Annotated in this window: 16 protein-coding genes and 1 tRNA gene; 7 read left to right on the plus strand and 10 right to left on the minus strand. The window is 57.3% G+C overall.

Annotation, left to right across the window (positions count from 1 at the left end):
• Window positions 1–49 precede the first annotated feature (49 nt).
• Both ACR0NW_RS00765 and ACR0NW_RS00770 read left to right on the plus strand, forming a co-directional pair.
• Window positions 50–655, plus strand: a complete 606-nt coding sequence (locus tag ACR0NW_RS00765) for an rRNA large subunit pseudouridine synthase E (protein ID WP_480449447.1) — start codon at window positions 50–52, stop codon at window positions 653–655.
• Between the two features lie 31 nt (window positions 656–686).
• Window positions 687–1112, plus strand: a complete 426-nt coding sequence (locus ACR0NW_RS00770) for a VOC family protein (RefSeq protein ID WP_480449446.1) — start codon at window positions 687–689, stop codon at window positions 1110–1112.
• Here ACR0NW_RS00770 and ACR0NW_RS00775 read toward each other — a convergent pair.
• Genes ACR0NW_RS00775 through ACR0NW_RS00785 form a run of 3 tightly spaced genes read right to left on the minus strand, consistent with a single transcriptional unit; the run spans window position 1109 to window position 2894 of the window.
• On the minus strand, window positions 1109–1597 hold the full coding sequence (locus ACR0NW_RS00775; protein ID WP_480449445.1) for an N-acetyltransferase family protein: 489 nt from the start codon (window positions 1595–1597) through the stop codon (window positions 1109–1111). The two genes, ACR0NW_RS00770 and ACR0NW_RS00775, sit on opposite strands and share 4 nt — an antisense overlap.
• 2 nt (window positions 1598–1599) lie before the next feature.
• Entirely contained in the window at window positions 1600–2265 is a 666-nt protein-coding gene (locus ACR0NW_RS00780; RefSeq protein WP_170655724.1) for an alpha/beta fold hydrolase, read from the minus strand.
• Window positions 2262–2894 carry a DNA-3-methyladenine glycosylase family protein gene (locus tag ACR0NW_RS00785; RefSeq protein ID WP_480449443.1) on the minus strand — a complete coding sequence of 211 codons (633 nt, stop codon included), beginning with the start codon at window positions 2892–2894 and terminating at the stop codon, window positions 2262–2264. Before ACR0NW_RS00785 ends, ACR0NW_RS00780 begins: the two co-directional genes overlap by 4 nt.
• Before the next feature lie 100 nt (window positions 2895–2994).
• Between ACR0NW_RS00785 and ACR0NW_RS00790 the strand changes: the two genes are divergently transcribed.
• Window positions 2995–4206: an MFS transporter gene (locus ACR0NW_RS00790; RefSeq protein ID WP_480449615.1), complete on the plus strand. Its 1212-nt coding sequence runs from the start codon at window positions 2995–2997 to the stop codon at window positions 4204–4206.
• 8 nt (window positions 4207–4214) lie between these two features.
• On the opposite strand, the gene ACR0NW_RS00795 is transcribed toward ACR0NW_RS00790, so the two are convergent.
• From ACR0NW_RS00795 to cysS, 3 genes are read right to left on the minus strand one after another with little or no spacing between them, the layout of a single operon-like run.
• A complete protein-coding gene (locus ACR0NW_RS00795; protein ID WP_480449442.1) occupies window positions 4215–5042 on the minus strand; it encodes a phytoene/squalene synthase family protein in 828 nt (275 codons plus the stop codon).
• Window positions 4994–6643 carry a citramalate synthase gene (gene cimA, locus ACR0NW_RS00800; RefSeq protein WP_480449440.1) on the minus strand — a complete coding sequence of 550 codons (1650 nt, stop codon included), beginning with the start codon at window positions 6641–6643 and terminating at the stop codon, window positions 4994–4996. Before cimA ends, ACR0NW_RS00795 begins: the two co-directional genes overlap by 49 nt.
• Complete coding sequence (gene cysS, locus ACR0NW_RS00805) at window positions 6643–8013, minus strand: cysteine--tRNA ligase (protein ID WP_480449439.1); 1371 nt, start codon at window positions 8011–8013, stop codon at window positions 6643–6645. Before cysS ends, cimA begins: the two co-directional genes overlap by 1 nt.
• A 212-nt stretch (window positions 8014–8225) precedes the next feature.
• Here cysS and ACR0NW_RS00810 point away from each other — a divergent pair, with 212 nt between their 5' ends.
• Window positions 8226–8570, plus strand: coding sequence for an MmcQ/YjbR family DNA-binding protein (locus ACR0NW_RS00810; RefSeq protein ID WP_480449438.1), 345 nt, complete (start codon window positions 8226–8228; stop codon window positions 8568–8570).
• A gap of 59 nt (window positions 8571–8629) precedes the next feature.
• The gene (locus ACR0NW_RS00815; RefSeq protein ID WP_480449437.1) at window positions 8630–9817 is read left to right on the plus strand and encodes a pyridoxal phosphate-dependent aminotransferase; all 1188 of its coding nucleotides are present in this window, start codon (window positions 8630–8632) and stop codon (window positions 9815–9817) included.
• 23 nt (window positions 9818–9840) lie between these two features.
• Here ACR0NW_RS00815 and ACR0NW_RS00820 read toward each other — a convergent pair whose 3' ends face one another.
• The gene (locus tag ACR0NW_RS00820) at window positions 9841–10359 is read right to left on the minus strand and encodes an outer membrane protein (RefSeq protein WP_480449436.1); all 519 of its coding nucleotides are present in this window, start codon (window positions 10357–10359) and stop codon (window positions 9841–9843) included.
• A gap of 496 nt (window positions 10360–10855) precedes the next feature.
• Here ACR0NW_RS00820 and ACR0NW_RS00825 point away from each other — a divergent pair, with 496 nt between their 5' ends.
• Window positions 10856–12400 (plus strand): trimethylamine methyltransferase family protein, encoded by a 1545-nt coding sequence (locus ACR0NW_RS00825; RefSeq protein ID WP_170655740.1) that lies wholly within the window; start codon window positions 10856–10858, stop codon window positions 12398–12400.
• A gap of 63 nt (window positions 12401–12463) precedes the next feature.
• Here ACR0NW_RS00825 and ACR0NW_RS00830 read toward each other — a convergent pair whose 3' ends face one another.
• Both ACR0NW_RS00830 and ACR0NW_RS00835 read right to left on the minus strand, forming a co-directional pair.
• Complete coding sequence (locus tag ACR0NW_RS00830; protein WP_480449435.1) at window positions 12464–12709, minus strand: EF-hand domain-containing protein; 246 nt, start codon at window positions 12707–12709, stop codon at window positions 12464–12466.
• A 555-nt stretch (window positions 12710–13264) separates the two neighbouring features.
• Entirely contained in the window at window positions 13265–16894 is a 3630-nt protein-coding gene (locus tag ACR0NW_RS00835; RefSeq protein WP_480449434.1) for a vitamin B12-dependent ribonucleotide reductase, read from the minus strand.
• 530 nt (window positions 16895–17424) lie between these two features.
• Between ACR0NW_RS00835 and ACR0NW_RS00840 the strand changes: the two genes are divergently transcribed.
• On the plus strand, window positions 17425–17859 hold the full coding sequence (locus tag ACR0NW_RS00840; protein ID WP_480449433.1) for a hypothetical protein: 435 nt from the start codon (window positions 17425–17427) through the stop codon (window positions 17857–17859).
• An 8-nt stretch (window positions 17860–17867) separates the two neighbouring features.
• Here the strand turns inward: ACR0NW_RS00840 and ACR0NW_RS00845 are convergent.
• Window positions 17868–17944: transfer RNA gene (locus ACR0NW_RS00845), tRNA-Pro, on the minus strand.
• Window positions 17945–17972 lie beyond the last annotated feature (28 nt).

Genomic DNA, 17972 nt, shown 5'->3' on the forward strand with positions numbered 1-17972 from the left:
AGTTATCCACAGGTTGCACTGTGACCCTTCATCGGGCTATGGCGGTTTCATGTCCTGGCTTATCCGTTTCAACAAACCTTATGATGTCCTGCCCCAGTTCACTGACCGGGCAAATTCGGAATCGCCACGTCCTACATTGTCAGATTTTATCGACCTGCCCGGTGTATATCCGGCTGGCCGTCTGGATCGGGATAGCGAGGGTTTGATGCTGCTTACAAACGACGGGCGACTGCAGGCGCAAATCTCGGACCCAAAGCATAAAATGGCTAAGACCTATTGGGTTCAGATCGAAGGTGAACCCGACGCCGCTGCACTTAACGCTCTGCGAAAAGGTGTCGAGCTTAAGGACGGTCAGACCCGCCCCACCAAAGTGCAACTGATGGATGAGCCACCTGATCTGTGGGAACGTGTACCACCAATCAGAGTGCGCAAAACGGTTCCCGATAGCTGGATCGAACTGACGCTGCGCGAAGGACGCAACCGCCAGGTGCGCCGGATGACGGCTGCTGTTGGCCACCCTACACTACGCCTGATCCGCGCACGTATTGGCGACTGGTCACTGGATGGGCTGCAACCCGGTCAATGGGAAAGCCTTCCATTGCCGAATCTGAACGCCGCACCTCAGCGCAAACGCGACCGACGCCCCCGCCGGTGACAGAAGGCGTTACAGTGGCTAAACTGATTTCATGAAGGTCACACCGGACATACCGGCCCCTTCCGCCATTCTGGAAGCTGCCCTTTATGTGGACGATCTGGATGCCGCCGAGCGGTTTTATGGCGAAATCCTTGGGCTGACCCAAATACAGCGTGTCGAGAACCGGCACGTTTTCTATCGGGTCGGCGGCTCGGTCCTGTTGCTGTTCAACCCGGACCAAACAGAACAACCGCCAAATAACCCTGACCTGCCCGTTCCCTCGCACGGAGCGCGCGGTGCAGGACATGTCTGCCTTGTACTTTCCCGGGATGAGATTGCGATCATGCGCAAACATCTATTGGACTGGAACATCCCGCTTGATGCCGAATTTGACTGGCCTGGTGGCGTAAGGTCGTTGTATGTCCGCGACCCTGCCGGCAACTCGGTCGAATTCGCCGAAGGGCATCTGTGGGATTAACGCAGGTTGAACCGCTTGGATATCCGATTCACCGGTGTCCCGTCGCGAAGCGGTACGCCGTAAGCGACTGACACATCCCGAAATCCCATCTTGTCATAGTAACTCAAGCCCGGTGCGTTATCGGTGCGGATTGTGGCGTTGATCGATTGAAACCCCAACGAAGTCGCCACCTTGACTGTCTCGGAAAACAATGCGCGCCCTGCCCCTTTCAGGACCGGATCACGTCTGATGAAGGTGGCGATGTCCGCGCAATCATCAGGCAGTGCTTCATGTATGCCAAGCCATTGAAATCCCGCCACTTCACCCTGCTCATCCAACACAACGTGACAGCAAATCTTGTCTGCCCCATCCAGATAGCTCTGTGCGAACAGAGGTTCCGAAAACGGGATCTCAAACGCAGTCGTTCCGCCAATGGCAATGATCTGGTTGAGGATGCGGCAAGCATCCGCCACATCCTCGCGCATCATCGGGCGGACTGCGATCATGGTCAGAGGCTCAATTTGTCACGCATAAATGCCAGCGCCACGCTCAGCCCATCAGGTGCTATGCCGTGCCCTGTGCCTTTCATGACATGCGCATAGACCTCTTTGAAACCAGCAGTCTGCAGGGCCTCGGCGGCTTCCGGCAGCGATTGGGGCGGTACCACATCATCGGCATCGCCATGCACCAGCAAAATGGGCATCCGGCTGACCACCTCATCGGCCAACAGGTCCGGTTCCAGCAAACGCCCAGAAAACGCGACGATGCCAGCCACTGGGTCTTCGCGACGTGGGGCGACGAACAGGCTCATCATTGTGCCCTGCGAGAATCCGAACAGAACAACCTGTTCCGGCAGCACATCTTCATCGACCATTAGGGCATCAAGGAAGGCATTGAAGTCTTCAACTGCCATTTCCATGCCTCGGCGGGCCTCTTCCTCGGATGAGCCATCGATCCAAGGGATCGGGAACCACTGAAACCCGTTGGGCATACCGGGGATTTGCTCAGGCGCATCGGGGGCAACAAACAGCGTGTCAGGCAGATGTTCACCTAGCACATCGGCCAACCCCAGCAGGTCCGCCCCGTTGGCACCATATCCGTGCACGAATACCACGACCGAGCGCGTGTCGCCCGAAACCGGTTCTTTCCGGAGCGCGTTCAAAACCCTTGTCATCTGATCCCTTCCCTGTCCTTGGCCACGCGGTAATAGGCCCACAGGACGCGGGCCGCAACCGAACGCCAGGGTGACCATGCTTCGGCCATTTGCCGCAGTTCCTTGTCGGTGGGGCGTTTTGGCAAATCGTAGAGAACCCGCGCCGCCTCTTGCAGGGCCAGATCGCCCGGTGCGATGACATCCGCACGGCCAAGAGAAAACATCGCATAGATTTCAGCGGTCCAGACGCCAATTCCCGGCACCTCAGTGAGGATCGCGACGACCTCTTTGTCAGAAGCACCTCGTAACGCTTTGTAATCTATACGGGCCTCAGCCAACGCCCGCGCATAGCGTATCTTTTGCCGACTCAGCCCTACAGCACGCAAATCCTCATCCGTGGCCCACATGATTTTGCGAGGCCCGGTCAGTTTTGCATCCTGCATCTTCTTCCAGATCGCATTGGCCGACGCAACGCTGACCTGCTGACTGACGATAGCGCTGAGCAATTGCGCAAATCCATCCGGTCGACGTCGCAACGGTAAGGGGCCGGTTTGTTCCATCGCATAGGCCATGCGCGGGCAGGCACCCGCCAGCCACGCAGCGCCTTCGGTCACGCAATCCGGTGTCTCGATAATCCGACCTACGGACATATTTCCCCCTTCCGTGGATGCCTGCACGTTAGGCCCCTTTGCCGCATATGCAACCCGCTTGTGCGCAAATGAATTCACCGATACCCATGCGTGCATGACGATGATCTCAACCGCCCCCGACAACAGTCAGGCCAAACGCAACGTTGCCGTTCTGGTTGCTGCGCAAGCCATTCTCGGCGCGCAGATGCCGATGATTTTCACGGTTGGCGGGCTGGCCGGTCAGTCGCTGGCAACCAACCCCTGTCTTGCGACCCTGCCGATATCGCTGATTGTCCTTGGCTCGATGCTGGCCGCCACTCCGATCTCGGCCATCATGCAAAGATGGGGACGGCGCACCGGATTTCTGGTGGGTGCCACATCGGGGGCACTGGGTGGCATGGTGGGCGCTTATGGCCTGTACCTCGGGTCGTTCCCGATATTCCTGCTGGGCAGCCTGCTGACCGGCATCTACATGAGCGCGCACGGGTTTTACCGCTTTGCCGCTGCGGATACAGCTTCGGACGAGTTTCGCCCCAAGGCAATTTCGTATGTCATGGCGGGAGGTCTGGCGGCTGCTATCATCGGTCCACAGATCGTCAAGCTGACCTCGCAATCTTACGTGATTCCATTTCTCGGCACGTATTTTGCGGTGATTGCGGTCAATATCGTCGGGTCGGGGCTGTTCTTTTTCCTAGATATCCCCAAACCGCCCCGCCCTCAGGCCGACGCGCCTAAAGGGCGGAGTCGTCTGGAATTACTTAAAACCCCGCGCATCGCGGTCGCCATCATCTGTGCGATGGTCTCGTATGCGCTAATGAATCTGGTGATGACATCAACTCCGCTGGCTGTCGTCGGCTGCGGTTATACCGAAGGTGATGCGGCCGATGTCGTCACAAGCCATGTGCTGGCGATGTACGTTCCCAGTTTCTTCACCGGCCACCTGATCGCCCGGTTCGGTGTCGAAAAGATCGTTGCCCTTGGGCTGGCCATTCTGGCAGGTGCGGGCGTCGTTGCGCTGCAGGGTGTTGAGCTTGGTAACTTCTTTATCGCGCTGATTTTGTTAGGCATTGGCTGGAATTTCGGCTTTATCGGAGCAACCACAATGCTGGCCAGCGAGCATGAGATTCACGAACGCGGCAGAATGCAGGGCCTGAACGACCTTCTGGTGTTTGGTGGCGTGACCATGGCGTCGCTGGCCTCTGGCGGGTTGATGAACTGCTCGGGCGGTTCACCGGTCGAGGGTTGGACGGCGGTCAATCTGGCGATGGTTCCGTTGCTGACGCTGGCAGGTGGTGCCCTGATGTGGCTGACGATGCGCCCGAAGGAAGCCTGAAGGCCGACCTACCACCGCCCCGTCACTACACGCGCCATCAGATCCACGCGGCGGCGGAATTCGCTTTGACCCAGCGCCCCGCCCGACACCCTTTTGGGGTCTGCGGTCGCTTGGTGCAGGATCGCACCGGTTTGCCAGCCACAATACATCGCAGGCCGCGACTCAGCGCTTATCAAGGTGCGCTTTGAGCGGGCGCGCGCCAATCGCTCCGTTGCCTTGCCTGCCAATTGGCGAACACCGTCCTGAGTTCCATCCAAAAGCGGAATTCGACCTCGTGCTTCCAGTTCCGGAATTGCACGAAGCCAGTTTGCAACGCCCAACGCATAGCCAAAATCTCGCAGAACGCTTTCCTCTGCCACGCCCATCGCCTGCGCGGCAACCAGTGTCAAAGTGCCCGAGCTCTGGTCGATGTAATTGTCGAAATGCTCGCTATCCTCAAAAGGTTCTTTGTATATATCCCAGCGCCTTACGGCGATATATTCATCTAATTTTTCAGCAAGATGAGGGGAAAGAACCTGTGCAAGTGGCGTTACCACCTGATGTCGCCTGATTGTCTTTCCTTCGGCGATCTCCTGCAAGGCATCGCGCCACCACTGCAGCCGCATTTCGGCAATCATCGGCTCTTGTGTAGCCCATGGCGCCCGCGCAACTTCGACATTCAGGGCATACAACGGAAACAAAACGGCCCGGGCTGCAACCGGGGCCGCCATGGTGGCAAGAAACCTATCGGGGTCGGCCCGTTGCACCAGCTCGGCACAAGCTCTTAGGTCATCGTCGAACTGCACCGCTATTCCGCCGCTGTGGCCTGTGCCCCGCAATCGCGCACCAGTTTCCATTGAATTGCGTCCAGCAGAGCCTCAAATGACGCGTCAACTATGTTCGCACTGACTCCAACAGTAGACCACCGCCGTCCTGTACCGTCCTCGCTGTCGATGATGACGCGCGTGACGGCTTCGGTCCCGCCCTGAGTTATTCGGACCTTAAAGTCCACCAGATGCATGTCATCCAGTACTTCGGAATATCGCCCCAAATCCTTGGCCAGTGCCTTGGCCAGAGCATTCACAGGACCGCGATCACTTCCGTTGTCATCCAGCGATTCACTAACAGACAGCTTTTTCTCGCCATCCACCTTCACCACGACGACCGCCTCGGACAGGCTGACCATCCTGTTGTACTTGTTCTTGCGCCGCTCGACCGTCACCTTGTACCGCTTGACCTCAAAGAACTGCGGCAACTGGCCCAATTCATCCCGCGCAAGCAATTCGAACGAGGCCTGAGCGGTGTCATACGAGTACCCCTCGCCCTCGCGCACCTTGATCCGCTCAAGAATGCGCCCCAGCGCCGGATCGCCCTTTTCGACCACAATCCCCGCCTCAGCCAGCCGGTTGCGCAGGTTCGACTGACCCGCCTGGTTCGACATGGGAATGATGCGACTGTTACCTACAGTTGATGGTTCAACATGTTCATAGGTTGTCGGATCCTTCAGAATGGCACTGGCGTGCAGGCCCGCCTTGTGCGCAAAGGCCGAGGCGCCCACATACGCCGCCTGCTTGCTTGGTACGCGGTTCAGGATATCGTCCAGCATCCGGCTGATGCGTGTCAGTCCGGACAAAGCTTCGCGGCTTACACCGATATCGAATTGCGACGCATAAGGTTCCTTCAGCAATAATGTCGGGATCAGCGCTGTCAGGTTCGCGTTGCCGCAGCGCTCGCCCAGCCCGTTCAAAGTGCCCTGAATCTGCCGCGCGCCCGCATCGACTGCGGCAAGCGAACAAGCCACCGCCTGCTCGGTGTCGTTGTGGCAGTGAATGCCCAGCCGGTCACCCGGCAGTCCGGCAGCGATAACCTCATGCACGATCCTCCCGACCTCGGCAGGCAAAACGCCTCCATTGGTGTCGCACAGAACCACCCAACGTGCGCCCGCATCCAGCGCGGCACGGCAGGTTGCAATGGTGTATTCCGGGTTGTCCTTGTATCCGTCAAAGAAATGTTCGGCGTCGAACAACGCCTCACGCCCCTGACTGACGATATGAGCCATCGAGGCGCGGATATTCTCGACATTTTCCTCCAACGGGATGCCAAGCGCCTGCGTGACATGGTAGTCATGTGCCTTGCCGACCAAACAGATTGCCTGTGTACCGGCATTCATTACCGCGGCCAGCACGTCGTCGTTTTCCGCCGACCGGCCTGATCGCTTGGTCATGCCAAAAGCGGTCAGGCGCGCCTTGGTTGCCGGTGCCGCGTCAAAAAATGCGCTGTCGGTCGGGTTCGCACCGGGCCAGCCGCCTTCGACATAGTCAACGCCCAACTCGTCCAATGCCTGCGTGATCTGCGCCTTCTCAGCGGTCGAGAACTGCACGCCTTGCGTCTGCTGCCCGTCCCGCAGCGTGGTATCGTAGAGATAGAGGCGTTCCTTTGACTGATTTTCCAATACCATCAGACCGCCTCCAGCTTTGCGGCGTCGAATCCGGGGCCTGGAACCAGCTCCACACCTGATTTGCTCATGCGAACCTCCAGGCCAGCTGCCAGATACGCAGCCTTTAACCGGTCTACTTCGGCGAAATTCTTGCTTTCCATGGCAATTGCCCGGGCGCTTGCAAGTTTCTTTTCATGCGAAGACAAATCCAGTTCAGCAGTTTCGGCCCACGCGCCCAACCCTTCCGACAACAACCCAAGCAACTGCGCGCCCGCCAACAGGCCCGCAACATCGCCATCCGCTGCCAAACGATGCAGTTCGGTGATGGCGCCCGCAGTGTTCAGATCATCGGCCAGCGCACCGATGACGGCGGGCGACGCGCTGACCGCGGGTTCGATGCCCGCTGTCAGCGCCCGCCACTTGCGCAAGGTTGCCTCGGCTTCGCGCGCTTTCTTTTCGGTCCAGTCCATCGGCTTCCGATAATGCGTTTGCAGGAACACAAAGCGGATCACTTCGCCCGGCACGCCCTGCTCCAACAGATCGTGCACGGTAAAGAAGTTGCCCAGCGACTTGGACATCTTCTTGCCTTCAACCTGCAGCATCTCATTGTGCATCCAGACTTTGGCGAACTCGCCATGCGGGTGTGCACAGCAGCTTTGCGCTATCTCGTTCTCGTGATGCGGGAACATCAAGTCATTGCCGCCGCCATGGATGTCAAAACTCTCACCCAGCAGCTCATATGCCATAGCCGAGCATTCGATATGCCAGCCCGGACGGCCCCTGCCCCACGGCGAATCCCATCCTGGCAAATCATCCGTCGAGGGTTTCCACAGAACAAAGTCCATCGGGTTCTTTTTGTAGGGCGCAACCTCGACCCGCGCACCGGCAATCATGTCATCGACGGAACGACCAGAAAGCTTTCCGTATTTCTCTTTCCACGAATCCACTGCAAAAAGAACGTGGCCCTCGGCGGCATAGGCGTGGCCCTTGTCTATCAGAATTTCGATCATCGCGATCATCTGCTCGATATATTGCGTGGCGCGCGGCATATGATCCGGCTCAAGCGCACCAAGCTGCCCCATATCATCCAGAAACCACTGCGTCGTTTCGGCGGTAATGTCGCTGATAGGCCGTCCGCTTTCGGCTGCGCGTGCGTTGATCTTGTCATCCACGTCGGTGAAATTGCGCACATAGGTCACGTGATCCGCGCCATAGACGTGACGCAGTAATCGGTTGAGTACATCGAACACCACGACAGGCCGCGCATTTCCCAGATGCGCCCGGTCATAAACGGTCGGTCCGCAGACATACATCCGGACATTTTCAGCATCGATTGGAACGAAATCCTCTTTCGTCCGAGTCCGGGTGTTGTGCAGCTTGATCGTCGTCATCGGTCAGGTCCTTAAGCCATGGGCTTGCGCGTTGACGCGGGCTTAGCAACTTGTCTCGGAGATGAAAACGAAAGAAACCGGCCCGCTTGAAAGTTCAGCAGGAAATGCAGCAGATAATGATGCAAGTCATCCGGTTCATGCCCACCGCCATATCACGAGCCCGCACCAACGCCAAGGCTTGAGTGATCGTTGAACCCGTGCAAACTGAATGAATGAGCCGAGAGATAGTGAATTCAATTTGCAAAACACTCCCCGGGGCCGAGGTTTCGGACCCATGGGGAGGCGGCCATGATGCTTGGAAAGTTGGAGGTAAGATGTTTGCCTGCATCGGTACAGCAAATGACAGCGTGTCGGTGAAGACGCCCGATATTGAAACCGCCCAGATGCTAATCGACGCGGGAGTAGGAACAAAAGCGCCTTATTTTCATCGTAGCTGGCTTCGCCTGCCATGGGGAACGGATGAGGAAGAAATCCGGCATCGGGTGGTCGCGTCGTATGACATCGTGCGGGCATCTCTGACGAAAAAGATAAAGGCGACATTGCCGCCGCGAAGTTGATTGACAAACTGTCATCCGTCTGCCCCTCTCCGCGCTGGAAAGTTCCAAGGAGTCCAGTGATGAAACTGTCGCATCGCATCACAAACCTGACCAGCGGGGGATCAGACGGCTGGGAGGTGTTTTATCGCGCACGCCGGATGAAATCCGAAGGCATCGCCGTAACGGAGTTGACGATTGGTGAACATGACGTTCGTACCGATCCCTCCATTCTGGCAGCGATGGATGCGTCGGCCCGTGGCGGCCACACCGGATATGCGATGGTTCCTGGTACGGCCCTGCTGCGCGACACTGTGGCCGCGCGCGTTCAGACGCGGACCGGAGTTCCGACGAAACGCGACAATGTTCTGATCACATCCGGTGGTCAGGCTGCCCTTTTCGCGGCCCACATGGCTGCCTGCGACGCCGGCGATACAGCGTTGTATCTTGATCCGTATTACGCGACCTATCCCGGCACCATTCGCGGGGTCGGAGCCGTTGCCAAGGCTGTTCCTACCCGGGCAAAAAATGCCTTTCTACCGCAACCTGCCGACATCGACAGTGCTGCGGAAGGAGCCGTTTCGCTTTTGATCAACTCGCCGAACAACCCCACAGGGGTCGTGTATCCGCGTGAGACGTTGGAAGGCATCGCCGAGGTTTGCCGAAAACGCGACTTGTGGCTGATCTCGGACGAAGTTTACGACACGCAAATTTGGGAAGGCGAGCACATTTCGCCCCGCGCGTTGCCCGGCATGACCGAGCGGACTCTTGTTGTTGGTTCTATGTCGAAATCACACGCAATGACCGGATCGCGCTGTGGCTGGATCGTTGGACCCAAGGAGATTATCGAGCATCTGATCAACCTTGCCACCCACACCACATACGGCGTTCCGGGATTTGTTCAGGATGCTGCCAGTTATGCGCTCAGCACCGGCACCGATCTAGAAGAAGCCATCGCCGAACCATTTCGCCGTCGGCGCGCATTGGCCATGGAAATTCTTTCGCGTCAAAACACCGTCGGACTAATTCCGGCAGGAGGCGCGATGTATCTGATGCTGAATGTGCGGGCCACGGGCCTCAGCGGTGACGAGTTCGCAAATGCGCTGCTGGACCAGCACTCAATCGCGGTAATGCCCGGCGAAAGTTTTGGAACGTCTGCTGCTGGACACGTTCGCGTCGCCATGACAATTGAAGACGATGCATTTGCCACTGCATTGCAGACCCTGTGCAACTTTGCTGCAGGTCTGGCTGAGCAGCACGCTGCAGAGTAGCGGGTGAGCCGTCGAGCGTTCCGTCAGAACCTGAAGGTCGTCCTGAGATTGAATGTGTTGGTATCGGCGTCGCCGGATTGTCCGTTCAGATCACTGAAGTTCTGGCGCAACGCCTCACCGCTGATGACAAATCGGTCGTTTACGGGATAGGCGACGCCGATTCCGTAAACCGCAGCAGTATCGCTGTCACCCGAAGCGCCTGCACGTGCGGCACCAACAACCACGTAACCAAGTGCCGGACCGAAATCATACCCGCCCCTCAGCTTCAGACGCGTTATATCGTCGATGCTGCCGCCGCCTGTTCCCAAATCCAGATCATTCCAGTTGAATTCCAGCTCTCCACCCAGAACAAGGCTGCCGAAATCATAGTCATACCCGATATGCGGGCCAAAATTTGTTCCACTGCCGCCAAGACCGCCCGGCCCATCCGCATCGGAATATCCAAAGCTGAAACCAGCATATGGCCCGGTCCAGTCCTCAGCCCACGCCGGGGTTGAAACGAGAACCGAAAAGGCCACCAATACTGAAATCAACTTTGCCATATTGCGACTCCGAAAATCGGAAACAACCAGACCATTTCGATTGGTAGAACAGCCCGGACCTTAGTAATTGATATGGAAAAACCCCTTGAATGCTTCAACCTAGCGGATGCCCTTCTCTAACGAATGTGAAGTGAGTATAGCAAAATTCTCGTCATACGGGAAAAAATCTTTGGAACGCATGCTTTTGCACTGATCACAATCGCTCTCAATCACTCGAACAATCGCCAATATTCAAGTTAGGAACGCTGTTGGATCGATGTTGATTCTGTTGCCCAAAAAACATCTGAACTCAGGTCGCAAACAGAACAGATCGAATCCGGACAAGATGCCAACCTAGACTGAAGAATGTTAGAGGGGCCGAATGCACGGCGATTTTTGGAAAATCCGTTTGGTAAGCCGTACCATCGGTGCCGACCGCGGGCGCGCTGCGCGTGGTCGCCCTTTTTCTTGTTGAGACTTCACCACCTCTTCAAGTTCAAAAATTCGGAACACTCTCATGAACGATCAATCCCGAAGCTCTTCTCGTAGCGGCGGGCGCTCTGCGCGCCGTGCGGCACGGGCCGCAGCCCTGCCCGAACATCTGCGCCCTGTACGCCCCGGCATGGAGGGCGGCACATACAAACCACTTAGCCAGCAAGATATGGAGCGTATTCATAACGCCGCATTGACCGCGTTAGAAACCATCGGTCTGGCCGACGCACCGCAAAGCGGTATCGACTATCTGGTTGGAGCGGGCTGCATACTGGGCGATGACGGCCGCATCCGGTTCCCCCGCGCGCTGGTCGAGGACATGCTGGCCAAGGCCAACCGCTCGGTCACCCTATACAGCCGCGATGGAAAGACCGATCTGGAGCTGTCAGGCCACCGCGTCCACTATGGCACCGCGGGTGCTGCTGTGCACATGGTCGACGTGCATGGGCGCGAATATCGCGATTCGACGGTTCAGGATCTGCATGACGCGTCTCGAATCTGCGAAAATCTGGAAAATATCCATTTTGTACAGCGCCCTATGGTGTGTCGTGACATTCTGGACAATCAGGAAATGGACCTGAACACGATCTATGCGTGCTGTTCGGGAACATACAAACACATCGGCACTTCCTTCACCGATCCCAGCTATGTCGCGCCTGCGATGGAAATGCTGCACATGATCGCGGGAGGAGAGGACAAATGGCGCGAGCGGCCTTTTGTTTCCAACTCGAACTGTTTCGTCGTTCCCCCCATGAAATTCGCAACCGAAAGCTGCGAAGTGATGGAAGAATGCATTAAGGCCGGGATGCCTGTGCTGCTGCTGTCAGCCGGTATGGCTGGAGCAACTGCACCATCAACGGTTGCAGGTGCCATAACCCAAGCCACTGCCGAATGCCTTGCGGGGCTGGTTTATGTAAATGCCGTAAAGCCCGGTGCACCCGCGATTTTTGGCACCTGGCCCTTTGGTCTGGACTTGCGGACCGGCGCGATGTCGGTGGGGTCTGGCGAACAGGCCCTGCTGAGTGCCGGTTGTGCCCAAATGCACAAATTTTACGGCCTGCCCGGTGGCGCTGCTGCGGGGGCATCAGATTCCAAACTGCCCGACATGCAAGCCGGGTGGGAACAGATGTGCTCGAACGTCATGGCCGGTCTGTCTGGACTAAACATGGTCTATGAATCTGCCGGTATGCATTCCTCGCTTCTGGGGTTCTGCTTTGAAAGCCTGATCCTCAGCGACGACCTGATTGGTCAGGCTCTTCGCTGCGTCCGTGGGATCGAAGTTAACGACGACACACTGGCGCTGGATCAGATCGCCGAGGTCTGTCTGGGTGGGCCCGGACACTACCTGGGTACGGACGCGACGCTCAGCCGGATGCAGGTGGATTACGTTTATCCGACACTCGGGGATCGAACTTCACCCAAGGAATGGTCGGAACTGGGCAAGCCCGATCTGCTGGAAAAGGCCACAGCCCGCAAAGAGGAAATCCTTGCAAATCCTTCGCCAGCCCGGTTCGATCCGCTGCTTGATGCAGAATTGCGCGCCAAGTTTAACATTCACTTGCCCGCGTAATGCATTGAAAATAAAAGTGGCGGCCCGAAGTGCCTCGGGCCGCCGTTTGGATGCAATGCAGGATCAGCCGTTGCTTGCGGGCAGCAAGCCTGCTTCTTGGGCTGCTGCAATCTCGGCCTGATCCAGCGCCCCGTCCCCGTTTGCATCCAGTTGCGAGAAGCCATCGGCATCCATTTCAGGCACAACCGCCTGAACTTCGTCTATGGTCAGAACGCCATCGCCGTTGGCATCCGCGCCTGATTGGGCGAAGGCCACGACGGGCAGCCCAAATGCGATTGCTGCGATAACGGCTACTTTGTTCGGTTTCATTATGGATACTCCTGATTGAATTGAGGGGGTTATTGCGTCCGGACAGGCATCAGAAACACCCAATCATTGCCCCGTGTCACGACCCTGACAGATGACATGGCAATTCGCGCCAAAGCCCGCGCGATTCGAGGTTTTTCATATGCGGTCTGCCGCTTGGCCAAACCATCAGATCTCAATTCGGCCAGTCTTGTCCGACACCCAGGGGGCGAAATGGCAATCCCTTGCTCAACCAGTACGACTCGCTGATGAAAAAGAAAGGGGGCCGAAGCCCCCTATCAGTTTCGCCGTCCAGGCTCATTTCATTGACCGCCCGGTGTTTTTTTGCCTGCGGCCTGGACGTCGCATGGGACGAGCGCACCCGCCCCGTGAGAGAGTGGGAGGGAGCAATATATTCCGCCCCACCCTGTTCCCGGTGAACACGGGCATGTTCACCGAGTGAGACAAGGCGCCTTGGGTAAGTCTCAGGCATTGCCTTGCCCCGTATTCGTCGGGACCGGATCACCGAGGGATACCCCGGCCCCTACGCACCGTTGCCAGTGCGTTTTCAGTTTCGGATCACGAGCATCCGCTTGTGGATCCGCATGTGTTGCACTTCATGCAGGTGCCGTTACGCACCAGCGTGTAGTTTCCGCATTCGCCGCACGGGTCCCCTTCGTATCCCTGCATCTTCGCCTTTGTGCGGGCATCCATTCCGGTCGCGGCTTCGCTGACGACAACAGTTTCAGTCTGTGTCTGGAATTCGACCGAGGATTCTGACATGCCGCCAATTTCAGTCTGGCCTCCGTTGAACACCATCAGATCCTGAGGCAAACGCTTGCGGAGATAGCCGGTCGAACTGATCTGCTTCAGAACCTCCAGTGACTTGGTTGCAGCGCTGTCGCTGATCTCGGCAACATTCGACACGCCTTCTTCTTCGCCACGCCCAACGTCGTCAAACGCAGCGCCTTCGGGTTTGACATGCGCCAGATCAGTACGGTCCAGATAGGAAACAGCCAGTTCGCGGAAGATGTAATCCAAGATCGACGTCGCGTTCTTGATCGAGTCGTTGCCCTGCACCATCCCTGCCGGTTCAAATTTGGTGAAGGTGAAGGCATCCACGAATTCTTCCAGCGGTACGCCGTATTGCAGGCCGACCGACACTGCGATGGCAAAATTGTTCATCATCGCCCGGAAGCCCGCGCCTTCCTTGTGCATGTCGATGAAGATTTCGCCCAGTTGGCCGTCTTCGAACTCGCCGGTGCGCAGATAAACTTTGTGCCCACCTACGATTGCCTTTTGGGTATAGCCCTTGCGGCGATGCGGCAGCTTTTCGCGATGGCTGCGGATGACTTCTTTGACCACAACCTTTTCGATGACCTTCTCGGCCAGAACAACCGCCTTTTCCTGCGCCGATCCTGTTTCCAGAACCTCGGCTGCTTCATCGTCATCCTCGACCAATGCTGCGGCCAAAGGCTGAGACAGTTTCGAGCCGTCTCGATAGAGCGCGTTGGCCTTCACACCCAGCGACCAGCTGAGTTCATACGCTTTCTGACAATCCTCGATGGTTGCGTCATTCGGCATGTTGATCGTCTTCGAGATCGCACCCGAGATGAAGCTCTGCGCCGCTGCCATCATGGTGATGTGGCTATCAACACCAAGGAAACGCTTACCTTTCTTGCCGCACGGGTTGGCGCAGTCGAAGATCGCGTAGTGTTCTTCCTTCAGGTGCGGCGCGCCTTCCAGCGTCATGGTTCCGCAGACATGGTCGTTGGCCGCGTCGATATCCGCCTTGGTAAAGCCCAGATGGCGCAGCAGATCGAAGGTCGGGTCGTTTAGCTTGGTGGCCGGGATGCCCAGAACACCGGTGCAGAAATCCTCGCCCAGTGTCCACTGGTTGAACACGAACCGGATGTCGAAGGCGCTTTCCAGCGCGGCGTCCACCTTGGCCAGTTCGTTGGGGCCAAAACCGTGACCGGTCAGCGAAGTATGGTTGATTCCCGGCGCGTTACCGATGGTGCCGTGACCAACCGCGTAGCCCACGATCTCTTCGATCTGAGCCGAGGAATACCCCAGCTTTTCCAGCGCCGACGGTACCGAGCGGTTGATGATCTTGAAGTAACCGCCACCGGCCAGTTTCTTGAACTTGACCAGAGCAAAGTCCGGCTCAATCCCGGTGGTGTCACAATCCATCACCAGACCGATGGTGCCGGTCGGCGCGATCACGGTGGCCTGCGCGTTGCGGTAGCCGTTTTGTTCACCAAGGCTCAGCGCTTCATCCCAGGCCGTCATGGCCAGATCGACCAGACGCTTGTCGGGGCAGTTGCCGTGGTCCAGCGGCACAGGCTTGACCGCCAGCTTTTCGTAGCCCTCAGTCACACCCTGCGCAGCGCGGCGGTGGTTGCGGATGACGCGCAGCATGTGATCCGCGTTCCGCTCGTACCCCTTGAACGGTCCCAGTTCACCCGCAATCTCTGCCGAAGTTGCATAGGCAACACCGGTCATGATCGCTGTCAGCGCGCCACAGATCGCTCGACCTTCGTCCGAGTCATAGCTGTAGCCCATATTCATCAGCAGGCCGCCGATGTTCGCATAGCCCAGACCCAACGTGCGGAAATCATAGGACAGTTGCGCGATTTCCTTCGATGGGAACTGCGCCATGGTCACCGAGATTTCCAGCGTCAAGGTCCAAAGACGCGAGGCGTGCATGTAGTCCGCTGCCTGGAACTCACCATCCTTCAGGAAGGTCAGCAGGTTCATCGACGCCAGGTTACAGGCCGTGTCGTCCAGGAACATGTATTCCGAGCACGGGTTCGAGCCCCGGATCTCGCCGTCTTGGGGGCATGTGTGCCACTCGTTAACGGTGTCATGGAACTGGATGCCGGGATCGGCGCAGGCCCATGCGGCGTGGCCGACTTTCTCCCACAGATCACGCGCCTTGACGGTCTTGGAGACTTTGCCATCGGTGCGGTTGATCAATTCCCAATCGGCGTCCTTTTCAACAGCCGTCAGGAACGCGTTGGTCACACGGATCGAGTTGTTCGAGTTCTGGCCCGAAACCGAGCTATAGGCTTCCGAATCCCAGTCCGTGTCGTAGGTCGGGAATTCGATGCTGTCGTGACCCTGCTTGGCGTAGTCCAGCACGCGCTTGATGTAAGTCTCGGGGATCGCGACCTTTTTCGCCTCACGAACCGCTTTCTTCAGGCTGTCGTTCTTGTTGGGATCGTACGCGTCGTCTTGCGCACCGTCCCAGCTGCGGATGGCCTCGAAAATGCCGTTCAGCATCTTCTCGTGCATCTTCGATCCGGCAACGATCGAGGCCACCTTCTGCTCTTCGATCACCTTCCATTCGATGAATTGCTCGATGTCCGGGTGATCTGCATCGACGATTACCATCTTTGCTGCCCGACGGGTTGTCCCGCCTGATTTGATCGCGCCAGCGGCGCGGTCGCCGATCTTGAGAAAGCCCATGAGGCCCGAAGACTTGCCGCCACCCGACAGCGCTTCGCCTTCTGCGCGCAGATGGCTGAAGTTGGTCCCGGTACCCGAGCCGTATTTGAACAGGCGCGCCTCACGCACCCACAGATCCATAATGCCGCCTTCGTTCACCAGATCGTCATCGACGGATTGGATAAAGCACGCGTGCGGCTGCGGATGTTCGTAAGCAGATTTCGATTTGGTCAGCTTGCCGGTCTTATAGTCGACATAGTGATGCCCCTGCGCCGGCCCATCGATGCCGTATGCCCAGTGCAAACCGGTGTTGAACCACTGAGGTGAGTTTGGCGCGGCGCGCTGGGTCGCCAGCATGTAACGCATCTCGTCGAAATAAGCGCGCGCGTCTTCCTCGGTCGAGAAATATCCGCCTTTCCAGCCCCAATACGCCCACGCGCCCGCCAGCCGGTCGAACACCTGCTTGGACGATGTTTCACCAATGAACTCGGCACCTTCTTCGGGAACGGACCGCCAGAGGAATTCCGGAACGCCCTTTTCCTTGACCTTCTTCATGCGTGACGGAACACCGGCCTTGCGGAAGTATTTTTGCGCGATCACATCGCTGGCAACCTGACTCCAACGTTCAGGGACTTCGATACCTTCAAGGCGGAATACGATCGTTCCATCCGGGTTGCGAATTTCGGACGTTGCCGAAACAAAGTTCAGTTCCGCGTATGCGTCCTGCCCCGGTTTGGTAAATTTTCTTTCAATCTTCATGTCCGCCGCCCTAGCTTCACCAATTCAATACCTGGCTCAATCCGCCACAAATGCCGTAAGCTTGCTGCTTTCCGGCGCACCGAATACTTTAGGGCGCAATGATCCCGTCACCGCAAAATGCGGTCGAAACCATCTGAATGGTCGCACGAAACTATAGCTGTGCCTTTGTCCCTCGCCTGCTGCCTTTCCGGTCATCACCTACCAGATTTAGTGGCAGCGCATTCGGCCCACACAATTTGGCGTATAGACCCCTACGAGGTCAACGGCAAAATTTCGCGGATTTTGATATCTTTTGTGTTGACCTGCCGGGCCATCGTACGGAAATTCGATTCCTCCACAGACTTGTCCATGGTCTGATACGGATCACCGGATTTAGTCCGGACAGGAATTCCCTTTTTTTGTGGCACAGTTACCAGAACGTCCTGACCCTGATCCCGGTTTCTGCCCCCATCAAAGAATCACGGTCGCTAGAACGCGACAGATCGCCTAGGGTAAATGCATCAAGCATTCTGAATTGGAGCAATCTGGCTATGCGCCTGTTCCATCTTTTGTTCGCCTCGGTCATTATCGTGGCCTGTACACCACAGGAAACAGGCCCTGTTTCTCGTAGTGCCCAGTTTTCGGAATATCCTGAAAAGTTGTTCGACGCCTTCGAAGAATCATGCACGGATCCTGGTGAGGAGTTTCGACAACTTGGCCCAAGTACCAGCGAATGCAGGCAGTTCTTGCCACCTGAAACCACCGCATACCTTATCCTGAATTTCGACGGCTATACGCTGAAACTACCCCAAAGCGTCATTCAGCTTAAGACAACCAAGAATCAGGTCGGGTTTCAGGTCGACGCGGATCTGTTCCTAACGGTGCCACAAAAAGATGGCACCACCCTGCGCATACCTGTGAAAAGCCAGACGCTGGACAGGAAGCTGACCCGCCTTTACCGCGTTGCCGGCGGTACACCAAAGTGATGTGGAAGTGGTCGGGGCGGCGAGATTCGAACTCACGACCCCCTGTACCCAAAACAGGTGCGCTACCAGACTGCGCCACGCCCCGGACCGTGCGCCTTCCTAACGGGGTGTTT

This window comes from Ruegeria sp. CF5, assembly GCF_056537325.1.

Bases quoted from the DNA above. Each gene is read 5' to 3' on its own strand.
- ACR0NW_RS00810 (WP_480449438.1), top strand. From the start codon at position 8,226: ATGAGCCGAGAGATAGTGAATTCAATTTGCAAAACACTCCCCGGGGCC.
- ACR0NW_RS00835 (WP_480449434.1), bottom strand. From the start codon at position 16,894: ATGAAGATTGAAAGAAAATTTACCAAACCGGGGCAGGACGCATACGCG.
- ACR0NW_RS00795 (WP_480449442.1), bottom strand. From the start codon at position 5,042: ATGGAAACTGGTGCGCGATTGCGGGGCACAGGCCACAGCGGCGGAATA.
- ACR0NW_RS00790 (WP_480449615.1), top strand. From the start codon at position 2,995: ATGATCTCAACCGCCCCCGACAACAGTCAGGCCAAACGCAACGTTGCC.
- ACR0NW_RS00780 (WP_170655724.1), bottom strand. From the start codon at position 2,265: ATGACAAGGGTTTTGAACGCGCTCCGGAAAGAACCGGTTTCGGGCGAC.
- ACR0NW_RS00775 (WP_480449445.1), bottom strand. From the start codon at position 1,597: ATGATCGCAGTCCGCCCGATGATGCGCGAGGATGTGGCGGATGCTTGC.
- ACR0NW_RS00825 (WP_170655740.1), top strand. From the start codon at position 10,856: ATGAACGATCAATCCCGAAGCTCTTCTCGTAGCGGCGGGCGCTCTGCG.
- ACR0NW_RS00840 (WP_480449433.1), top strand. From the start codon at position 17,425: ATGCGCCTGTTCCATCTTTTGTTCGCCTCGGTCATTATCGTGGCCTGT.
- ACR0NW_RS00815 (WP_480449437.1), top strand. From the start codon at position 8,630: ATGAAACTGTCGCATCGCATCACAAACCTGACCAGCGGGGGATCAGAC.
- ACR0NW_RS00785 (WP_480449443.1), bottom strand. From the start codon at position 2,894: ATGTCCGTAGGTCGGATTATCGAGACACCGGATTGCGTGACCGAAGGC.
- ACR0NW_RS00820 (WP_480449436.1), bottom strand. From the start codon at position 10,359: ATGGCAAAGTTGATTTCAGTATTGGTGGCCTTTTCGGTTCTCGTTTCA.
- cysS (WP_480449439.1), bottom strand. From the start codon at position 8,013: ATGACGACGATCAAGCTGCACAACACCCGGACTCGGACGAAAGAGGAT.
- ACR0NW_RS00830 (WP_480449435.1), bottom strand. From the start codon at position 12,709: ATGAAACCGAACAAAGTAGCCGTTATCGCAGCAATCGCATTTGGGCTG.
- ACR0NW_RS00765 (WP_480449447.1), top strand. From the start codon at position 50: ATGTCCTGGCTTATCCGTTTCAACAAACCTTATGATGTCCTGCCCCAG.
- cimA (WP_480449440.1), bottom strand. From the start codon at position 6,643: ATGGTATTGGAAAATCAGTCAAAGGAACGCCTCTATCTCTACGATACC.
- ACR0NW_RS00770 (WP_480449446.1), top strand. From the start codon at position 687: ATGAAGGTCACACCGGACATACCGGCCCCTTCCGCCATTCTGGAAGCT.